Source organism: Aeromicrobium sp. (assembly GCF_047606445.1).
Lineage (GTDB): Bacteria > Actinomycetota > Actinomycetes > Propionibacteriales > Nocardioidaceae > Aeromicrobium.
On sequence record NZ_JASGEK010000033.1, the window covers coordinates 1 to 13,731 of the forward strand.

A 13,731-nucleotide genomic window follows, 5' to 3' on the forward strand; every position below is an offset into this window, starting at 1 on the left:
GACGGGCGACTGCGCCGTCGGCGGCGCGGGCTGGGCGGGCGGGGCGGGCAGGACGGAGGTCGGCGCGCCCTGGTCGGCGCGGGACGCGATGGCGGCCCTGACGTCCTCGCCGCCGTTCTCACCGAGCCAGTCGAGCAGCGCGTCGTAGGCGGTCGGGTTGGCTGCGATCAACGGCCAGAGCTCGGGGTCCTCGGTCAGCTCCTGAAGCCGGACCGGGGAAGTATTCGGATCGGACGCCTCGGCGCGGGTCTCGTCGGTGGCCATCGGTGTTCCCCTCGAAGTGTGGTGGTGTGGGTGCGCTCCGAACGCGACACGAGCCTAGAACAGAACGCTTCGCTATGAACACCCTGTACCGCTGTGCGGTGCGATCTCGCCGTTCGGAGAGCGTCGTGGCGTCCGCGTCAGTCATGGCAGAATGGCCCGGGTACGACCTTGACGCCCACGCGAGCCCGCTGCCGGCCGGAGGTTCCGCGACGCGACCTGTCTCCAGGTCTGACGCGCGGAATCACGTGACGCGAGAGGATTTCCTGTGAACTCGTCAGCCCAGTGGCGACCGGACGCGACCGAGGCGTTGACCGACCTGCTGCGCGAGCGCATGGTCGTCATCGACGGGGCGATGGGCACCGCGATCCAGCGCGACCGCCCCGACGAGGCCGGATACCGGGGCGCGCGGTTCGCCGACTGGCCGAGCGACGTGCAGGGCAACAACGACCTGCTGAGCCTGACCCAGCCGCAGATCATCGCGGGCATCCACGCCGAGTACCTGGCCGCCGGCGCCGACGTCGTCGAGACGAACACCTTCAACGCGCAGCGGATCTCGATGGCCGACTACGGCATGGAGGAGCTGTCCTACGAGCTGAACGTCGCCTCGGCGCGGCTCGCCCGCGAGGCCTGCGACGCCTTCGAGGGACCGCGTTTCGTGGCCGGCGCCATCGGCCCGCTGAACCGGACGGGATCCATCTCCCCCGACGTCAACGACCCGGCCGCGCGCAACGTCACCTTCGTCGAGATGGTCGAGGCCTACGACGAGCAGGTGCGCGGCCTCGTCGACGGCGGCGCCGACCTGCTCATGGTCGAGACGATCTTCGACACGCTCAACGCCAAGGCCGCGATCTTCGCCATCGAGACCTTCTTCGAGGAGGTCGGACGCCGCTGGCCCGTCGTCATCTCCGGCACCATCACCGACGCCTCGGGGCGCACGCTCACCGGCCAGGTGACCGAGGCGTTCTGGAACTCGATCCGTCACGTGCGCCCGCTCATGGTGGGGCTGAACTGCGCCCTCGGCGGCCGCGAGCTGCGCCCGTACGTCGCCGAGCTGTCGCGGGTGGCGGACTGTTTCGTGCACGCCTACCCGAACGCAGGCCTGCCGAACTCCTTCGGCGAGTACGACGAGGAGCCGGAGACGACCGCCGAGATCCTGGCGGAGTTCGCCCAGGCCGGGCTCATCAACGCCGCGGGCGGCTGCTGCGGCACCACCCCGGCGCACATCGCCGCCATCGCGCGGGCCGTCGGCGACATCGCCCCGCGCACTCCCCCGACGCTGGAGCCGGCGATGCGACTGTCCGGCTTGGAGCCGTTCAACATCACCGACGACTCGCTGTTCGTCAACGTCGGCGAGCGCACCAACATCACCGGCTCGGCCCGTTTCCGCAACCTCATCCGCGACGGCGACTACGGCACCGCGCTGTCGGTCGCGCGCCAGCAGGTCGAGAACGGCGCGCAGATCCTCGACGTCAACATGGACGAGGGCATGATCGACGGCGTCGCGGCGATGCGCCGCTTCCTGCGGCTGGTCGCCGGCGAGCCCGACATCTGCAAGGTCCCGATCATGGTCGACTCCTCCAAGTGGGAGGTGATCGAGGAGGGCCTGCGCAACGTCCAGGGCAAGTGCGTCGTCAACTCCATCTCGATGAAGGAGGGCGAGGAGAAGTTCGTCGAGCAGGCCCGGCTGTGCCGCAAGTACGGCGCGGCGGTCGTCGTCATGGCCTTCGACGAGGAGGGCCAGGCCGACGATCTGGAACGCCGGATCGAGATCTGCGGCCGCGCCTACCGGATCCTCACCGAAGAGGTCGGCTTCCCGGCCGAGGACGTCATCTTCGACCCGAACATCTTCGCCGTCGCCACGGGCATCGAGGAGCACGCCAGCTACGGCCTCGACTTCATCGAGGGAACCCGCTGGATCAAGCAGAACCTGCCGGGAGTGAAGGTGTCCGGCGGCGTCTCCAACGTGTCGTTCTCCTTCCGCGGCAACAACGCGGTGCGCGAGGCGATCCACTCGGTGTTCCTGTTCCACGCGACCCGGGCCGGCATGGACATGGGCATCGTCAACGCGGGCGCGCTCGTGGTCTACGACGAGGTGGACCCGAAACTGCGCGAGCGCATCGAGGACGTGGTGCTGAACCGGCGCCCCGACGCGGCCGACCGGCTGTTGGAGATCGCCGGCGACTACGCCGGGACCGGTCAGAAAGAGGAGGCCGCCGAGGCCGAGTGGCGCTCCCTGCCGGTCTCCGAGCGCATCACCCACGCGCTCGTCAAGGGCATCGACGACTACGCCGAGTCCGACACCGAGGAGCTGCGCCGGGAGATCGCCGCGCGCGGCGGACGTCCCCTGGAGGTCATCGAGGGGCCGCTGATGGACGGCATGGGCGTGGTCGGCGACCTGTTCGGCGCGGGCAAGATGTTCCTGCCGCAGGTGGTCAAGTCGGCGCGCGTGATGAAGAAGGCCGTCGCCTATCTGATCCCGTTCATCGAGGCCGAGAAGCAGCCCGGCGACGCCGCGCGCAGCAACGGGACGGTCGTCATGGCGACGGTCAAGGGCGACGTGCACGACATCGGCAAGAACATCGTCGGCGTCGTCTTGCAGTGCAACAACTACGACGTGATCGACCTGGGCGTCATGGTCCCCGCGCAGAAGATCATCGACGCCGCGAGGGAGCACGACGCCGACGTGATCGGCCTGTCCGGCCTCATCACCCCCTCGCTCGACGAGATGGTGAACTTCGCCGCCGAGATGGAGCGTCAGGGCTTCGAGATCCCGCTGCTCATCGGCGGCGCGACGACCTCGCGCGCGCACACGGCGGTCAAGGTCGACCAGAAATACCACGGCCCCGTCGTCTGGGTGAAGGACGCCTCGCGCTCGGTGCCGGTGGTCGCCTCGCTGCTGTCCGACGACAAACGCCCGGAGCTGCTGGCCGACCTCAAGACCGACTACGACGCGTTGCGCGAGCGGCACGCGGCCCGTTCGGAGGCGCGTCCGCTGCTGCCGATCGAGCAGGCCCGCGAGAACGCCACGCCGATCGACTGGACCGTCTACGAGCCGCCGGTCCCGCCCACGCTCGACGCGGCGGGGGTGTTCACCCGGACGTTCACCGACTACGACCTGAGCGAGCTGCGCGCCTACATCGACTGGCAGCCCTTCTTCAACGCCTGGGAGATGAAGGGCAAGTTCCCCGACATCCTCAACAACCCCGCCACCGGCGAGGCCGCCCGCAAGCTCTACGACGACGCGCAGGGCATGCTGGACCGGGTGATCGCCGAGCGGTGGCTGCGCGCGAACGCGGTGATCGGCCTCTTCCCGGCGAACCAGGTCGGCCACGACGACATCGAGGTCTACACCGACCATCACCGCGATGACGTCCGCACGACGCTGCACCACCTGCGCCAGCAGACCGAGCACCGCGCGGGGGTGCCGCACAAATGCCTCGCGGACTTCGTCGCGCCGAAGGAGACCGGCCTCGCCGACTATGTGGGCGCCTTCGCGGTGACCGCCGGACTCGGCAGCGCCGACAAGGTGACGGAGTTCAAGGCCGCCCTCGACGACTACAGCGCGATCCTGCTGGAGTCGGTCGCCGACCGGCTGGCCGAGGCCTTCGCCGAGCGGCTGCACGAACGGGTGCGCAAGGAGTTCTGGGCGTATCAGCCCGGGGAGTCCTTCGACAACGACGCGCTGATCGCCGAGAAGTACGTCGGCGTCCGCCCGGCCCCCGGCTACCCGGCCTGCCCGGACCACACCGAGAAGCAGCTCCTGTGGGACCTGTTGGACGTGAAGGCGCAGACCGGGATCGAGCTGACAGAGTCGATGGCGATGTGGCCCGGCGCGTCGGTGAGCGGCTGGTACTTCTCGCACCCGCAGTCGCAGTACACGGTCGTCGGGCGGGTCGGCCGCGACCAGGTCGCCCAGTACGCCGAGCGCAAGGGCTGGACGGTCGCCGAGGCCGAGCGGTGGCTCGCCCCCAACCTCGGCTACCGCACCGACGACGAGTAGACCCGCCCGCCTAGGGTGGTGTCTGTGAGCAGCGCGAGGGCGAACACCGCCAAGGTGGACAAGATCCGCAAACTGCTCGCCCTCGCCGAGAATCCGGCCGCGACGACGGCGGAGGCGGAGGCGTTCACCGCCAAGGCCGTCGCGCTGATGGCCGAGTACGGCATCGACGAGGCGCTGCTCAACAGCGGCGAGGGCCGTGAGGCGGGCGTCGCCGACACGATCTTGCGGTTCGACTCCCCCTTCGTGCGCGACAAATGCCTGCTCGCCGGGGTGGTCGCGCTGGCGATGCGCTGCAAACCGATCATCCTGGGCGTGGAGCCGGCCATGTCGGTGCACGTGTTCGGCCTGCCCGCCGACGTCGAGAGCGTCGAGATGCTGATGCGCAGCTTGCTCGTGCAGGCCGCCCATGAGATCGGCCGCGCCGAGATCCCCAAGGGCGAGGACCTGATCGCCTTCAAACGCTCCTGGTGGGCCGGCTACGGAGCCGCGGTCGACGGCCGGCTGCGGGAGATCACCGCCGAGACGCTGCGCGAGGCCGAGGAACGGCGGAACGGCGGCCCCTCGGTGGAGCTGGTGCTCGCGGGCACGTCGCTCGCGGTCATGCGGGCGGTCGACGAGAGCTACCCGAGACGCGGCTCGGTCCGCAAGCCGAAGCCCTCGGGGCCGGGCGCCTACTCCGGCTACACCTCCGGCCACCAGGCCGATCTGGGCGGCCTGTCCCCCGCGCTGGAATGACGGGCGTCACACGCGTGGAGAGGTGGAAGGCAGATCTTCTCAGGGTATATTGAGGGGGCTGTTCCCAAAAGATTGGACGAGGAATTGAGTACCCCCCGCTGGCGACGCGCTGCTAACAGCGTCCTCGCAGCCGCTGTCGTCGCCGTCGGCCTGACGTTGACCACCGGCACGTCTACGAGTGCCGCGCCGAACATCTACACGGACCGGCTCGACATCGAACACCAGATGAACGAGGGTTTCGGCGGCCAGTTCGTCATCGCGAACGAAGACGTCAACGGCAATCCGGTCGACATCGGCAATCCGCAGGACATGTGGGACGGCAACTCGTGGACCACGCCTGCGGGAAATCCATGGGGGTACGACATCCCCACGAGCTTCACCCCGCAGGTCCTGGGAACGATCCAGCCGATCCCCGAGATCTGTGAGACCGAGGATGAGACGGTGCTCATCACGATCACCGGAACCTTCACGAACCTGGGTCCGGCGTCCGGCGTCTGGAACATCGGTTCCGCGTCGATCATCAACAACAACATCGACTACGACCGCAACGACGACAGCACGGTCGACGACTCCGACAAGCTCGTCCACTCTCAGGGCTACGGCACCTCGGGCTCCAACTATCCGGTGGGCGCCCAGGTCTCCTTGGCGTTGTCCTACGAAGCCCCGTTGGCCGACCTGCAGGCCGGCGCCTTGGACGTGGCGCTGTCGATCGAGTTGAACCACAACGGCGCGAAGGCGTGGGAGGTCACCGACTTCACCCCCAGCTACGACCTGCAGTGCCTGCCGGAGGCCGAGCCTCTGGAGCAGACGGTGCTGCCGGGCGACCCGACGACCCTCGACCTCACGGGTCTGGTCACCACCGACGTCGTCGACCCGGACTGGACGACGCTGCGCCTGATCGACGAGAACGGCGACCTGGTCACCACGCTGACCACGGATGCGGGCACCTACACCGTCGGCGAGGACGGAACGGTCGAGTTCGTTCCCGACCCAGATTTCGAGGGCGGTCCGACGCCGACGGTCAGCTACTCCGTCGCGGACGGCAACGGCGACGTCGCGGAGAGCACCATCGACCTGACCGTCGCCCGTCCGCCGGTGCTGGAGCCGCTGACGGAGACGACGGTGACCACGGACACGGTCACGTTCGATCCGATCGGCAGCGGGTCGGGCCAGGACGGTTCGACGCTCGACCCGACCTCGGTCTACCTCATCGACTCCGACGGCAACCTCGTCCGCACCTTGACGGTCCCCGGCCAGGGCACCTTCACGGTGGACGAGGAGACCGGAGAGATCACGTTCGTCGCGGTCGAGGGCTTCACCGGCGACGTGTCGGTCCGCTACTCGGTGGCCGACAGCAATGGCCTGCGGTCGGAGAGCACGCTGACGGTCAGCGTGCTGAGCGAGGAGGAGGCCGCACAAGTCGAAGAGGAACAGCAGGGCGGCATTCTGCCGACCACTGGCACGGGTGCCGCGCTGGCGCTGGTGCTGATCTCCGCGCTGCTCGGCGGCGTCGGCGTCGTCGTGGTGCGCGCCGCACGCCGTCGCCCCCTGGCCTGACCTCTCACGGCCTGACGATGCCCCTTCCGCCCGGGTGGCGGAAGGGGCATCGTCGTGTCCGCCCACCCTGCGCCACCTTCGAAACAAGCACCTCGGGCGAGTCAGACGTCGGTTCAGCCCTGTCCTCGATTTCGATGACAGCAACACGCTTGACCTGTCGGGGGGGGGTATTCAATGAGCGATGTGCGGTGCAATCGAGCACCTCGACTCATGAAAGGAATCAACCAATGCAGGCATGGCAGATTTTGGTGGCGGTGGGAGCGCTGTTGGTGTTGGGCGGCGGCATCCCGGCGATGATCGGGACGGACAACATCGGCCTCTTCGTCGTGTACGGGGTCGTCGTCCTGGGGATCGCGCCCTGGTGTCAATCGGTCAGACGATCGGCAAGAAGCAGCGGGATCGACGCTGACAGCCCGTGGACACACTCGTCGGCGTCGTCGGCGCGATCTTGCTGTTGGCGGTGCTGGGGGCTGTGGTCTACGGCCTGACGATGCTGAAGGACGCAGCTGTCGACACGGTGGCCGGCGCCGCAGCCGGTGCGATCAATCGACGTGTCCGTTCCGACGTGCATGCTGAGGGCTTGGCCATGGCGGAGAACCTTCTCTTCTACAATGTCGACGCCACCGACGAGGCGATCATCACCGCGTTGAGTCAGTCGGTCACCTCGACCGTCGGGCCGCCTCGCGTCAGCTTCGGCGGCCTGGACGCCACCTATCTCGTCGGCGTCGAGACGAACCGCGTGTACTTCGCGCACGGGACGAGGTCGACGACGAGCTTCACGGCCACGGCGGCCATCGTCGCCGCGAACGGCGTCGACGGGATCGCGCGAAGAGGCGTCGTCCTGTCGTTTCAGGATCTGACGACGGCCGACGGGGTGATCGCGGAAGTGTCGGCGATGCGCGCGTTGCGCCACGATGCGCGGGCGGCACTGGGCGCGCTGGACTCCGATGTCTCGGAGATGTTCATCTCCTCCTGAGGTTGTCGCTGACGCCCCCGCGCCGCTCTCAGAGCGCGACGCCCAGCAGGGCGTCGACGGCTGCTGAGGCGAGTGCGGGGGCCGTGGCGTCGTCCCCGTCGGACGCGGCCCACGCGTCGACGGCTGAGAGGGCAGTCGGGGCGTCCAGGTCGTCGGTGAGGGCCGCGCGCAGCGCCTCGACCACGGGAGCGGCCGCCGGGGCCGACGAGCGCGCGGCGGCGGCGCGCCAGCTGGCCAGTCGCGCCTCGGCCTCGGCGATCTCCGAGCCGAACCACTCCCAGTCGTCGCGATAGCGGTGGGTGAGCAGCGCCAGCCGAATCGCCATCGGGTCGTGGCCGTCCCGACGCAACTGCGAGACGAGCACCAGGTTGCCCTTGGACTTGCTCATCTTCTCGCCCTCGTAGCCGACCATGCCGGCGTGGACGTAGGCGCGGGCGAACCGCTCCCCCGTCGCCACCACCGCTTCCGAGGCGGACATCTCGTGGTGCGGGAAGACCAGGTCGGAGCCGCCGCCCTGCACGTCGAAGTCGCTGCCGAGGTGCGCCAACGCGATGGCGGCGCACTCGATGTGCCAGCCGGGGCGACCACGACCCAGAGAGGTGTCCCAGGCGGGCTCCCCCGGACGCTCGGCCTGCCAGAGCAGGCAGTCGAGCGGATGCCGCTTGCCCGGACGGTCGGGGTCGCCGCCGCGCTCGCCGAAGACCGCGCGCATCCGGTCGGCGTCGAAGCCGCTCACCGCGCCGAAACCGGCGTCGGCATGCACGTCGAAGTACAGGTCGTCGTCGACCCGGTAGACCGCCCCGGCCTCCTCCAACCGCCCGACGAGGTCGACGACGAGGTCGATCGACTCGACCGCGCCGATGTAGTGACGCGGGGCGAGCATGCGCAGGGCGGTCATGTCCTCGCGGAACAGCTGCGTCTCCCGCTCGGCCAGCTCGACCCAGTCGACGCCGGTCGCGGCGGCGCGCTCCAACAGCGGGTCGTCGACGTCGGTGACGTTCTGGGTGTAGTTGACCGAGCGTCCCTGATCGAGCCAGAGCCGCTGCAACAGGTCGAAGGCGAGATAGGTGGCGGCGTGGCCCAGATGGGTCGCGTCGTACGGCGTGATGCCGCACACGTAGAGCCGGGCCTCGTCCTCGCCGTCCAATCGCCGCGGCATTCCAGCGGCGGTGTCGAGAACCGTGGGGGCATCGCCGCCGCCGAGCCCGAGAGCTGACAGTGAGGGAACCTCCGGACTCGTCCAAGCGCGCATGGGAGGAGCCTAGCGACCTCCCCTGACGTGCGACGATGATGTCGTGATCGTCGATGGAGCCGTCTACCGAGACGGGCTGAGAACAGACCTGGACCACGACCTCGATGCGCTCGCCGAGACCGTCGCGGGCCTGGAGGGGAACGACTTCCTGTGGGTGGCGCTGGACCAGCCGACCCCCGAGGAGGTCGAGGAGGCGGGGCGCGTTCTGCGTGCCTGGCCGCCGCACGTCGCGCGGGCGCTGCGCGGCCAGCACCGGCCGCGCGTGGAGACCTACGGGGCTCACACGCTCGTGTCGCTGCGGCTGGTCGAGTACAGCGACGACGACGTCACCACGCACGACGTCGACGTGGTGCTGGGCGAACGTCGGCTGATCCTGATCCAGCGCGGCGGCGAGACGCTGGCCGACGCGCTCGACCGATTGGAGCCGCGAGCGCTGCGCTTCGGCGCCGCGGCGGGCCTGTACGCCCTCGTCGCGACCGCCCTCAGCCGTTCCGAGCAGGTCGCCGAGGAGCTGGAGGTCGACGTCGAGGAGGTGGAGGCGTCGGTGTTCTCCCCCGACCGCTCCAACGACTCGATGCGCATCTACCGGCTCAAGCGCGAGGCGTTGGAGTTCCGTCGGGCGGTCGCCCCGCTGCACGCGCCGATCACCCGGCTCGCCGACGAGGTCGCCGGGGAGCTGGCCCCCTTCCTGCGCGACGTCGCGCAGCGGATCAGCCGACTCGCCGAGACCGCCAGCACGATCGACCGGCTGCTCGACAACGCTCTCACCGCCCATCTGGCGCAGCTGAGCGTGCAGCAGAACGAGGACATGCGCAAGCTCACCGCCGGCGCCACGCTGTTCGCCATCCCGACGGCCATCGCGGGGATCTACGGCATGAACTTCCGGCACATGCCCGAACTGGACTGGACCTTCGGCTACCCGCTCTGCCTGCTGTTCATGGCCGCGCTCTGCGGCTACGTCTACTACCGGTTCAAGCGCTCCGGCTGGCTTTAGCCGTCGATGGCGACCTCGGCGCCGATCACACCGCAGCCGAGCAGGATCAGAACGAGCGAGCCGAGCGCGATCCGGTAGACCACGAACGGCGCGTAGGAGCGGGTGCTGACCCACTTGAGCAGCCAGTGGATGACGGCCATGCCGACCGCGAAGGACACGACCGTGCCGACGAGGGTCGGGCCCCAGCCGTAGGCGTTGTCTCCGCCGGGGATGTCCTTGAGCTTGTAGACGCCCGCGCCGACCACGGCCGGGATGGCCAGCAGGAAGGCGTAGCGGGTGGCGGCGGCGCGCTCGTAGCCGAGGAACAGGCCCATGCTGATGGTCGCGCCGGAGCGGGACACGCCCGGCACGACGGCGGCGGCCTGCGCCAGGCCGAGCAGCACCGCGTGCCCCCAGGCGAGATCCTCGATGGGGCGGGCGTTGCGCCCGACCCGCTCGGCGATCCCCAAGACCACGCCGAGGACGATCAGCGTCGTGCCGATCACCCACAGGTTGCGGAAGTTGTCGTCGATCATGTCCTCGAGGAGCAGGCCGATCGCGACGATGGGCAGCGAGCCGACGATCACGAACCAGCCCATACGCCATTCGGGCTCCTGGCGCGCCTCGGCTGAGAAGAGCCCGCGCACCCAGCCGGAGCCGATGGTCCAGATGTCGCGCCAGAAATAGAGGACGACCGCGATCTCGGTGCCGATCTGCACCACGGCGGTGTAGGCCGCGCCGGGATCCTCCCACCCGAGGAACTTCGGGAAGATCGCCAAGTGGGCGCTGCTGGAGATGGGCAGGAACTCGGTCAGGCCTTGCAGGACGCCCAACACGATCGACTGGAGAAATTCCACGGACGGAGCCTATCGAGTCGCCCATCGGCCGCGCGGACTAGCCTGGAGTCCATGCAACAGCGTCAGGCGGGCCGCTCCGGACTCCGGGTGTCCCGACTCGCCCTCGGCACCATGACCTGGGGCTCCCAGGTCGACGCCGAGACCGCCGGGTCGCTGCTCGACCGTTTCCTGGAGGCCGGCGGAACGCTGATCGACACCGCCCCGGTCTACGGCGAGGGCGCGGGCGAGCAGGTCGTCGGAACGTTGCTCGCCCGGCGCGACGTCCGAGACGAGATCGTGCTGGCCAGCAAATGCGGCCTGCGTCTCGGTCCGGACGGCGAGGGCGTGGTCGACGGGTCGCGTCGCGCGATCCTGGCCCAGCTCGACCGGACGTTGCGCGACCTCCAGGTCGACCACCTCGACCTGTGGCAGGTGCACCGCTGGGACGACAGCGTGCCGCTCGACGAGACACTGGCGGCCCTGGAGCACGCGGTCGAGTCCGGCCGGGTGCGCTATGTCGGCGTGTCGAACTTCGCCGCCTGGCAGACGGCGCTCGCCCATGGGCAGGTGGGTGGACGGACGGGCCTGGTGAGCTCGCAGGTCGAGTACTCGATGCTGTGCCGCCGACCGGAACGCGAGTTGACCGAGGCGCTCGACCATCTCGGCATGGGCCTGCTGGCCTGGTCGCCGCTCGGACGGGGCGTGCTCACCGGCAAGTACCGACAGCGCACGCCCGCCGACTCCCGTGGCGCCGACGAGGGCTGGGGGCCGTGGATCGCTCCGTATCTGGAGCCGGGGCCGTCGGCGGTGGTCAAGGCGGTTGCACGGGCCGCCGAGGGTTTGAGCCACTCCCCCGCGCAGGTCGCGCTGGCGTGGGTCCGCGACCGCCAGAGCGTCACCTCGGCCGTCGTCGGAGCCCGCACCGAGCGCCAGCTCGCCGAGCTGCTGGCGACCGAGGACATCGACCTCCCCCCGGAGATCGTCGTCGCCCTCGACGACGTGTCCCACGGCTCGCTGTAGGCGTCAGGCCAGGTCGAGGAAGTCGTCGAGCACCTGGCAGCCGAACTGCAGCGCGTCGACCGGGACCCGCTCGTCGACGCCGTGGAACAGCGCGGTGAAGTCGAGGTCGGCGGGCAGCCGCAGCGGCGCGAAACCGTAGGAGGTGATGCCGTGACGGCTCCACGCCTTCGCGTCGGTGCCGCCGGACATCACGAACGGGGCGATGTGCGCCTCCGGGTCGTTGCGGTGCAGGGCGACCGTCATCGCGTCGATCAGATCGCCCTCGAAGGGGTACTCCAGCGCGATGTCGGCCAGGTGTGTGTCCACCCGGACCCTCTCACCGACGATCCGCTGCACCTCCGGCATAAAGGTGCCGCCGTGGCCGGGCAGATAGCGCCCGTCGACGTAGGCGACCGCCTCGCCGGGGATCACGTTGTGCTTGTAGCCGGCCTGTAGCATCGTCGCGTTGGTCGAGTTGCGCACCCCGGCACCGAGCATGCGCGCGGCCGGGCCGAAATGCTCCAACAGGACGTCGGGGTCGGCGCTCGTCTCCCCCGTCAGCTCGCGGACCTTCGCCAGCAGCGTCCGCATCGACGGACCGGGCTCGGCGGGCCAGTCGTGCTCGCCGAGCGCCACCAAGGCCCGCGAGAGGTGGGTCAGCGCGTTGTCGGGCGCCTTCATCGAGCCGTGGCCCGCCGTGCCGGTGGCGGTCAGCCGCATCCAGGCGATGCCCTTCTCGCCGGTCTCGATCAGGTAGAGCCGCTGTCCGCCGACCTCGGTGGAGAAGCCGCCGACCTCGCCGATGGCCTCGGTGCAGCCTTCGAAGACGTCGGGGCGGTGGTCGGCCAGCCACTGCGCGCCGAGCACGCCGCCGGCCTCCTCGTCGGCGGTGAAGATCAGCGTGATCGGGCGGTCCGGCAGACGCCCCTCGCGCTGGCGCTGCCGCACGACGGCGAGCGCGATCGCGTCGAAGTCCTTCATGTCGACCGCGCCACGCCCGTAGAGGTAGCCGTCGACCAGCTCGGCGGCGAAGGGGTCGACCTGCCAGTCGGCGGCCTCGGCGGGGACCACGTCGAGGTGACCGTGGATCAGCAGGCCGGGGCGGTCGGAGTCTTGGTTCCCCCAGCGCGCGATCACGCTGGCCCGCCCTTTGGTCGACTCGACGATCTCCGACTCGATCCCGACCTCGGCCAGCAGCGCCGCGACGTGCTCGGCGGCCTTCCGCTCCCCCGGCCCGGAGCCGTCGCCGAAATTGGACGTGTCGATGCGGATGAGGTCGCGGCAGATATCGATGACCTCGGAGGCGGCGGTGACGGACATAGGCCTAGCCTAGGCCGCCTTCAGGCGATATCATCGAAGTCGACGGAAGATATCGCCGATAGGGGTTGCACCATGGCACGGACAGTGATCGACATCGACGACGAGGCTCTGGCCGCGGCCGCCGCCGAACTCGGCACCACCAGCAAAGTCGCGACCGTCAACGCCGCGTTGCGGGAGGTCGCCGACCGGCGCCGTCGCTTGGAGGCGTTCGAACGGACGCTGTCGATGGGAGAAGATCTCGGCGATCCCGAAGTGATGGCGGGCGCTTGGCGTTGACGTGTTCTTACTCGACAAGTCCGCCTTCGAGTCACGCCGTCGCAGCGACACGGCAGCCGAGTTCCTGCGCGAGTGCCAACGTGCCGACCAGTTGGCCGTCAACGAGGTCGTCGCACTGGAGATCTGCTACTCCGCTCGGAACGGACGCGAGTACGACGACCTGTGGGAGTTCACGCAGCGTCTGCGCCGCCTGCCCATCACCGCCGAGGTCTCCGGCAAAGCTCTCGAGTTGCAGCGTCTGCTGGCTCGGCGGGGGCAGCACCGTCGACCGATTCCCGATCTTCTCATCGCCGCCACGGCGCTCATCTACGACGTGACCGTGGTGCACTACGACAAGGACTTCGACCTGATCGCCGAGGTGAGCGACATGCGAGCGCGGTGGATCGTCCCGCGCGGGAGTCTGTGAGCAGTCACACTTAGAGGTTCCGCCAGTAGGTGATCTGGCTGTGGGTGTGTCGGTCACGCGGGACAGGCACGGGTCCCGGTAAAGGAATGGGGTGTCTACTCCGCCTTCCCTTCCGAGGTGACCCGTGCCTGCTCTGC

Annotated in this window: 12 protein-coding genes; 8 read left to right on the plus strand and 4 right to left on the minus strand. The window is 69.3% G+C overall.

Annotated features, from left to right (window positions below; all coding sequences use genetic code 11):
* Nucleotides 1-264: hypothetical protein (locus QM621_RS07870; protein WP_414989824.1), on the minus strand; the 264-nt coding region annotated here is incomplete at its 3' end.
* 331 nt (nucleotides 265-595) lie between these two features.
* Here QM621_RS07870 and metH point away from each other — a divergent pair.
* From metH to QM621_RS07890, 4 genes are all read left to right on the plus strand, one after another.
* On the plus strand, nucleotides 596-4,264 hold the full coding sequence (metH, locus tag QM621_RS07875; RefSeq protein WP_414989835.1) for a methionine synthase: 3,669 nt from the start codon (nucleotides 596-598) through the stop codon (nucleotides 4,262-4,264).
* Nucleotides 4,265-4,288: 24 nt separating this feature from the next.
* Nucleotides 4,289-4,999 carry a DUF2786 domain-containing protein gene (locus tag QM621_RS07880; RefSeq protein WP_414989825.1) on the plus strand — a complete coding sequence of 237 codons (711 nt, stop codon included), beginning with the start codon at nucleotides 4,289-4,291 and terminating at the stop codon, nucleotides 4,997-4,999.
* An 84-nt stretch (nucleotides 5,000-5,083) separates the two neighbouring features.
* A complete protein-coding gene (locus QM621_RS07885; protein WP_414989826.1) occupies nucleotides 5,084-6,556 on the plus strand; it encodes an Ig-like domain-containing protein in 1,473 nt (490 codons plus the stop codon).
* Between the two features lie 415 nt (nucleotides 6,557-6,971).
* Nucleotides 6,972-7,532, plus strand: a complete 561-nt coding sequence (locus QM621_RS07890) for a hypothetical protein (RefSeq protein ID WP_414989827.1) — start codon at nucleotides 6,972-6,974, stop codon at nucleotides 7,530-7,532.
* 28 nt (nucleotides 7,533-7,560) lie between these two features.
* Here QM621_RS07890 and mshC read toward each other — a convergent pair whose 3' ends face one another.
* Nucleotides 7,561-8,784, minus strand: coding sequence for a cysteine--1-D-myo-inosityl 2-amino-2-deoxy-alpha-D-glucopyranoside ligase (mshC, locus tag QM621_RS07895; RefSeq protein WP_414989828.1), 1,224 nt, complete (start codon nucleotides 8,782-8,784; stop codon nucleotides 7,561-7,563).
* 43 nt (nucleotides 8,785-8,827) lie between these two features.
* Between mshC and QM621_RS07900 the strand changes: the two genes are divergently transcribed.
* Complete coding sequence (locus tag QM621_RS07900; protein ID WP_414989829.1) at nucleotides 8,828-9,778, plus strand: magnesium and cobalt transport protein CorA; 951 nt, start codon at nucleotides 8,828-8,830, stop codon at nucleotides 9,776-9,778.
* Here QM621_RS07900 and QM621_RS07905 read toward each other — a convergent pair.
* Nucleotides 9,775-10,614, minus strand: coding sequence for an undecaprenyl-diphosphate phosphatase (locus QM621_RS07905; protein ID WP_414989830.1), 840 nt, complete (start codon nucleotides 10,612-10,614; stop codon nucleotides 9,775-9,777). The two genes, QM621_RS07900 and QM621_RS07905, sit on opposite strands and share 4 nt — an antisense overlap.
* 51 nt (nucleotides 10,615-10,665) lie before the next feature.
* Here QM621_RS07905 and QM621_RS07910 point away from each other — a divergent pair, with 51 nt between their 5' ends.
* Complete coding sequence (locus QM621_RS07910) at nucleotides 10,666-11,613, plus strand: aldo/keto reductase (RefSeq protein ID WP_414989831.1); 948 nt, start codon at nucleotides 10,666-10,668, stop codon at nucleotides 11,611-11,613.
* Between the two features lie 3 nt (nucleotides 11,614-11,616).
* Here QM621_RS07910 and QM621_RS07915 read toward each other — a convergent pair whose 3' ends face one another.
* The gene (locus QM621_RS07915) at nucleotides 11,617-12,912 is read right to left on the minus strand and encodes a M20/M25/M40 family metallo-hydrolase (protein WP_414989832.1); all 1,296 of its coding nucleotides are present in this window, start codon (nucleotides 12,910-12,912) and stop codon (nucleotides 11,617-11,619) included.
* A gap of 72 nt (nucleotides 12,913-12,984) precedes the next feature.
* On the opposite strand from QM621_RS07915, the gene QM621_RS07920 reads away from it, so the two are divergent.
* Together QM621_RS07920 and QM621_RS07925 are read left to right on the plus strand one after the other, a co-directional pair.
* Nucleotides 12,985-13,188 (plus strand): type II toxin-antitoxin system VapB family antitoxin, encoded by a 204-nt coding sequence (locus QM621_RS07920; protein WP_414989833.1) that lies wholly within the window; start codon nucleotides 12,985-12,987, stop codon nucleotides 13,186-13,188.
* Nucleotide 13,189: 1 nt separating this feature from the next.
* Nucleotides 13,190-13,594 carry a PIN domain-containing protein gene (locus tag QM621_RS07925; protein ID WP_414989834.1) on the plus strand — a complete coding sequence of 135 codons (405 nt, stop codon included), beginning with the start codon at nucleotides 13,190-13,192 and terminating at the stop codon, nucleotides 13,592-13,594.
* The last annotated feature ends 137 nt before the right edge of the window (nucleotides 13,595-13,731 follow it).

What these genes read in the sequence shown, in the direction of transcription:
- metH (WP_414989835.1), top strand. Translation starts at nt 596, where the DNA reads ATGGTCGTCATCGACGGGGCGATGGGCACCGCGATCCAGCGCGACCGC.
- mshC (WP_414989828.1), bottom strand. Translation starts at nt 8,784, where the DNA reads ATGCGCGCTTGGACGAGTCCGGAGGTTCCCTCACTGTCAGCTCTCGGG.
- QM621_RS07910 (WP_414989831.1), top strand. Translation starts at nt 10,666, where the DNA reads ATGCAACAGCGTCAGGCGGGCCGCTCCGGACTCCGGGTGTCCCGACTC.
- QM621_RS07915 (WP_414989832.1), bottom strand. Translation starts at nt 12,912, where the DNA reads ATGTCCGTCACCGCCGCCTCCGAGGTCATCGATATCTGCCGCGACCTC.
- QM621_RS07920 (WP_414989833.1), top strand. Translation starts at nt 12,985, where the DNA reads ATGGCACGGACAGTGATCGACATCGACGACGAGGCTCTGGCCGCGGCC.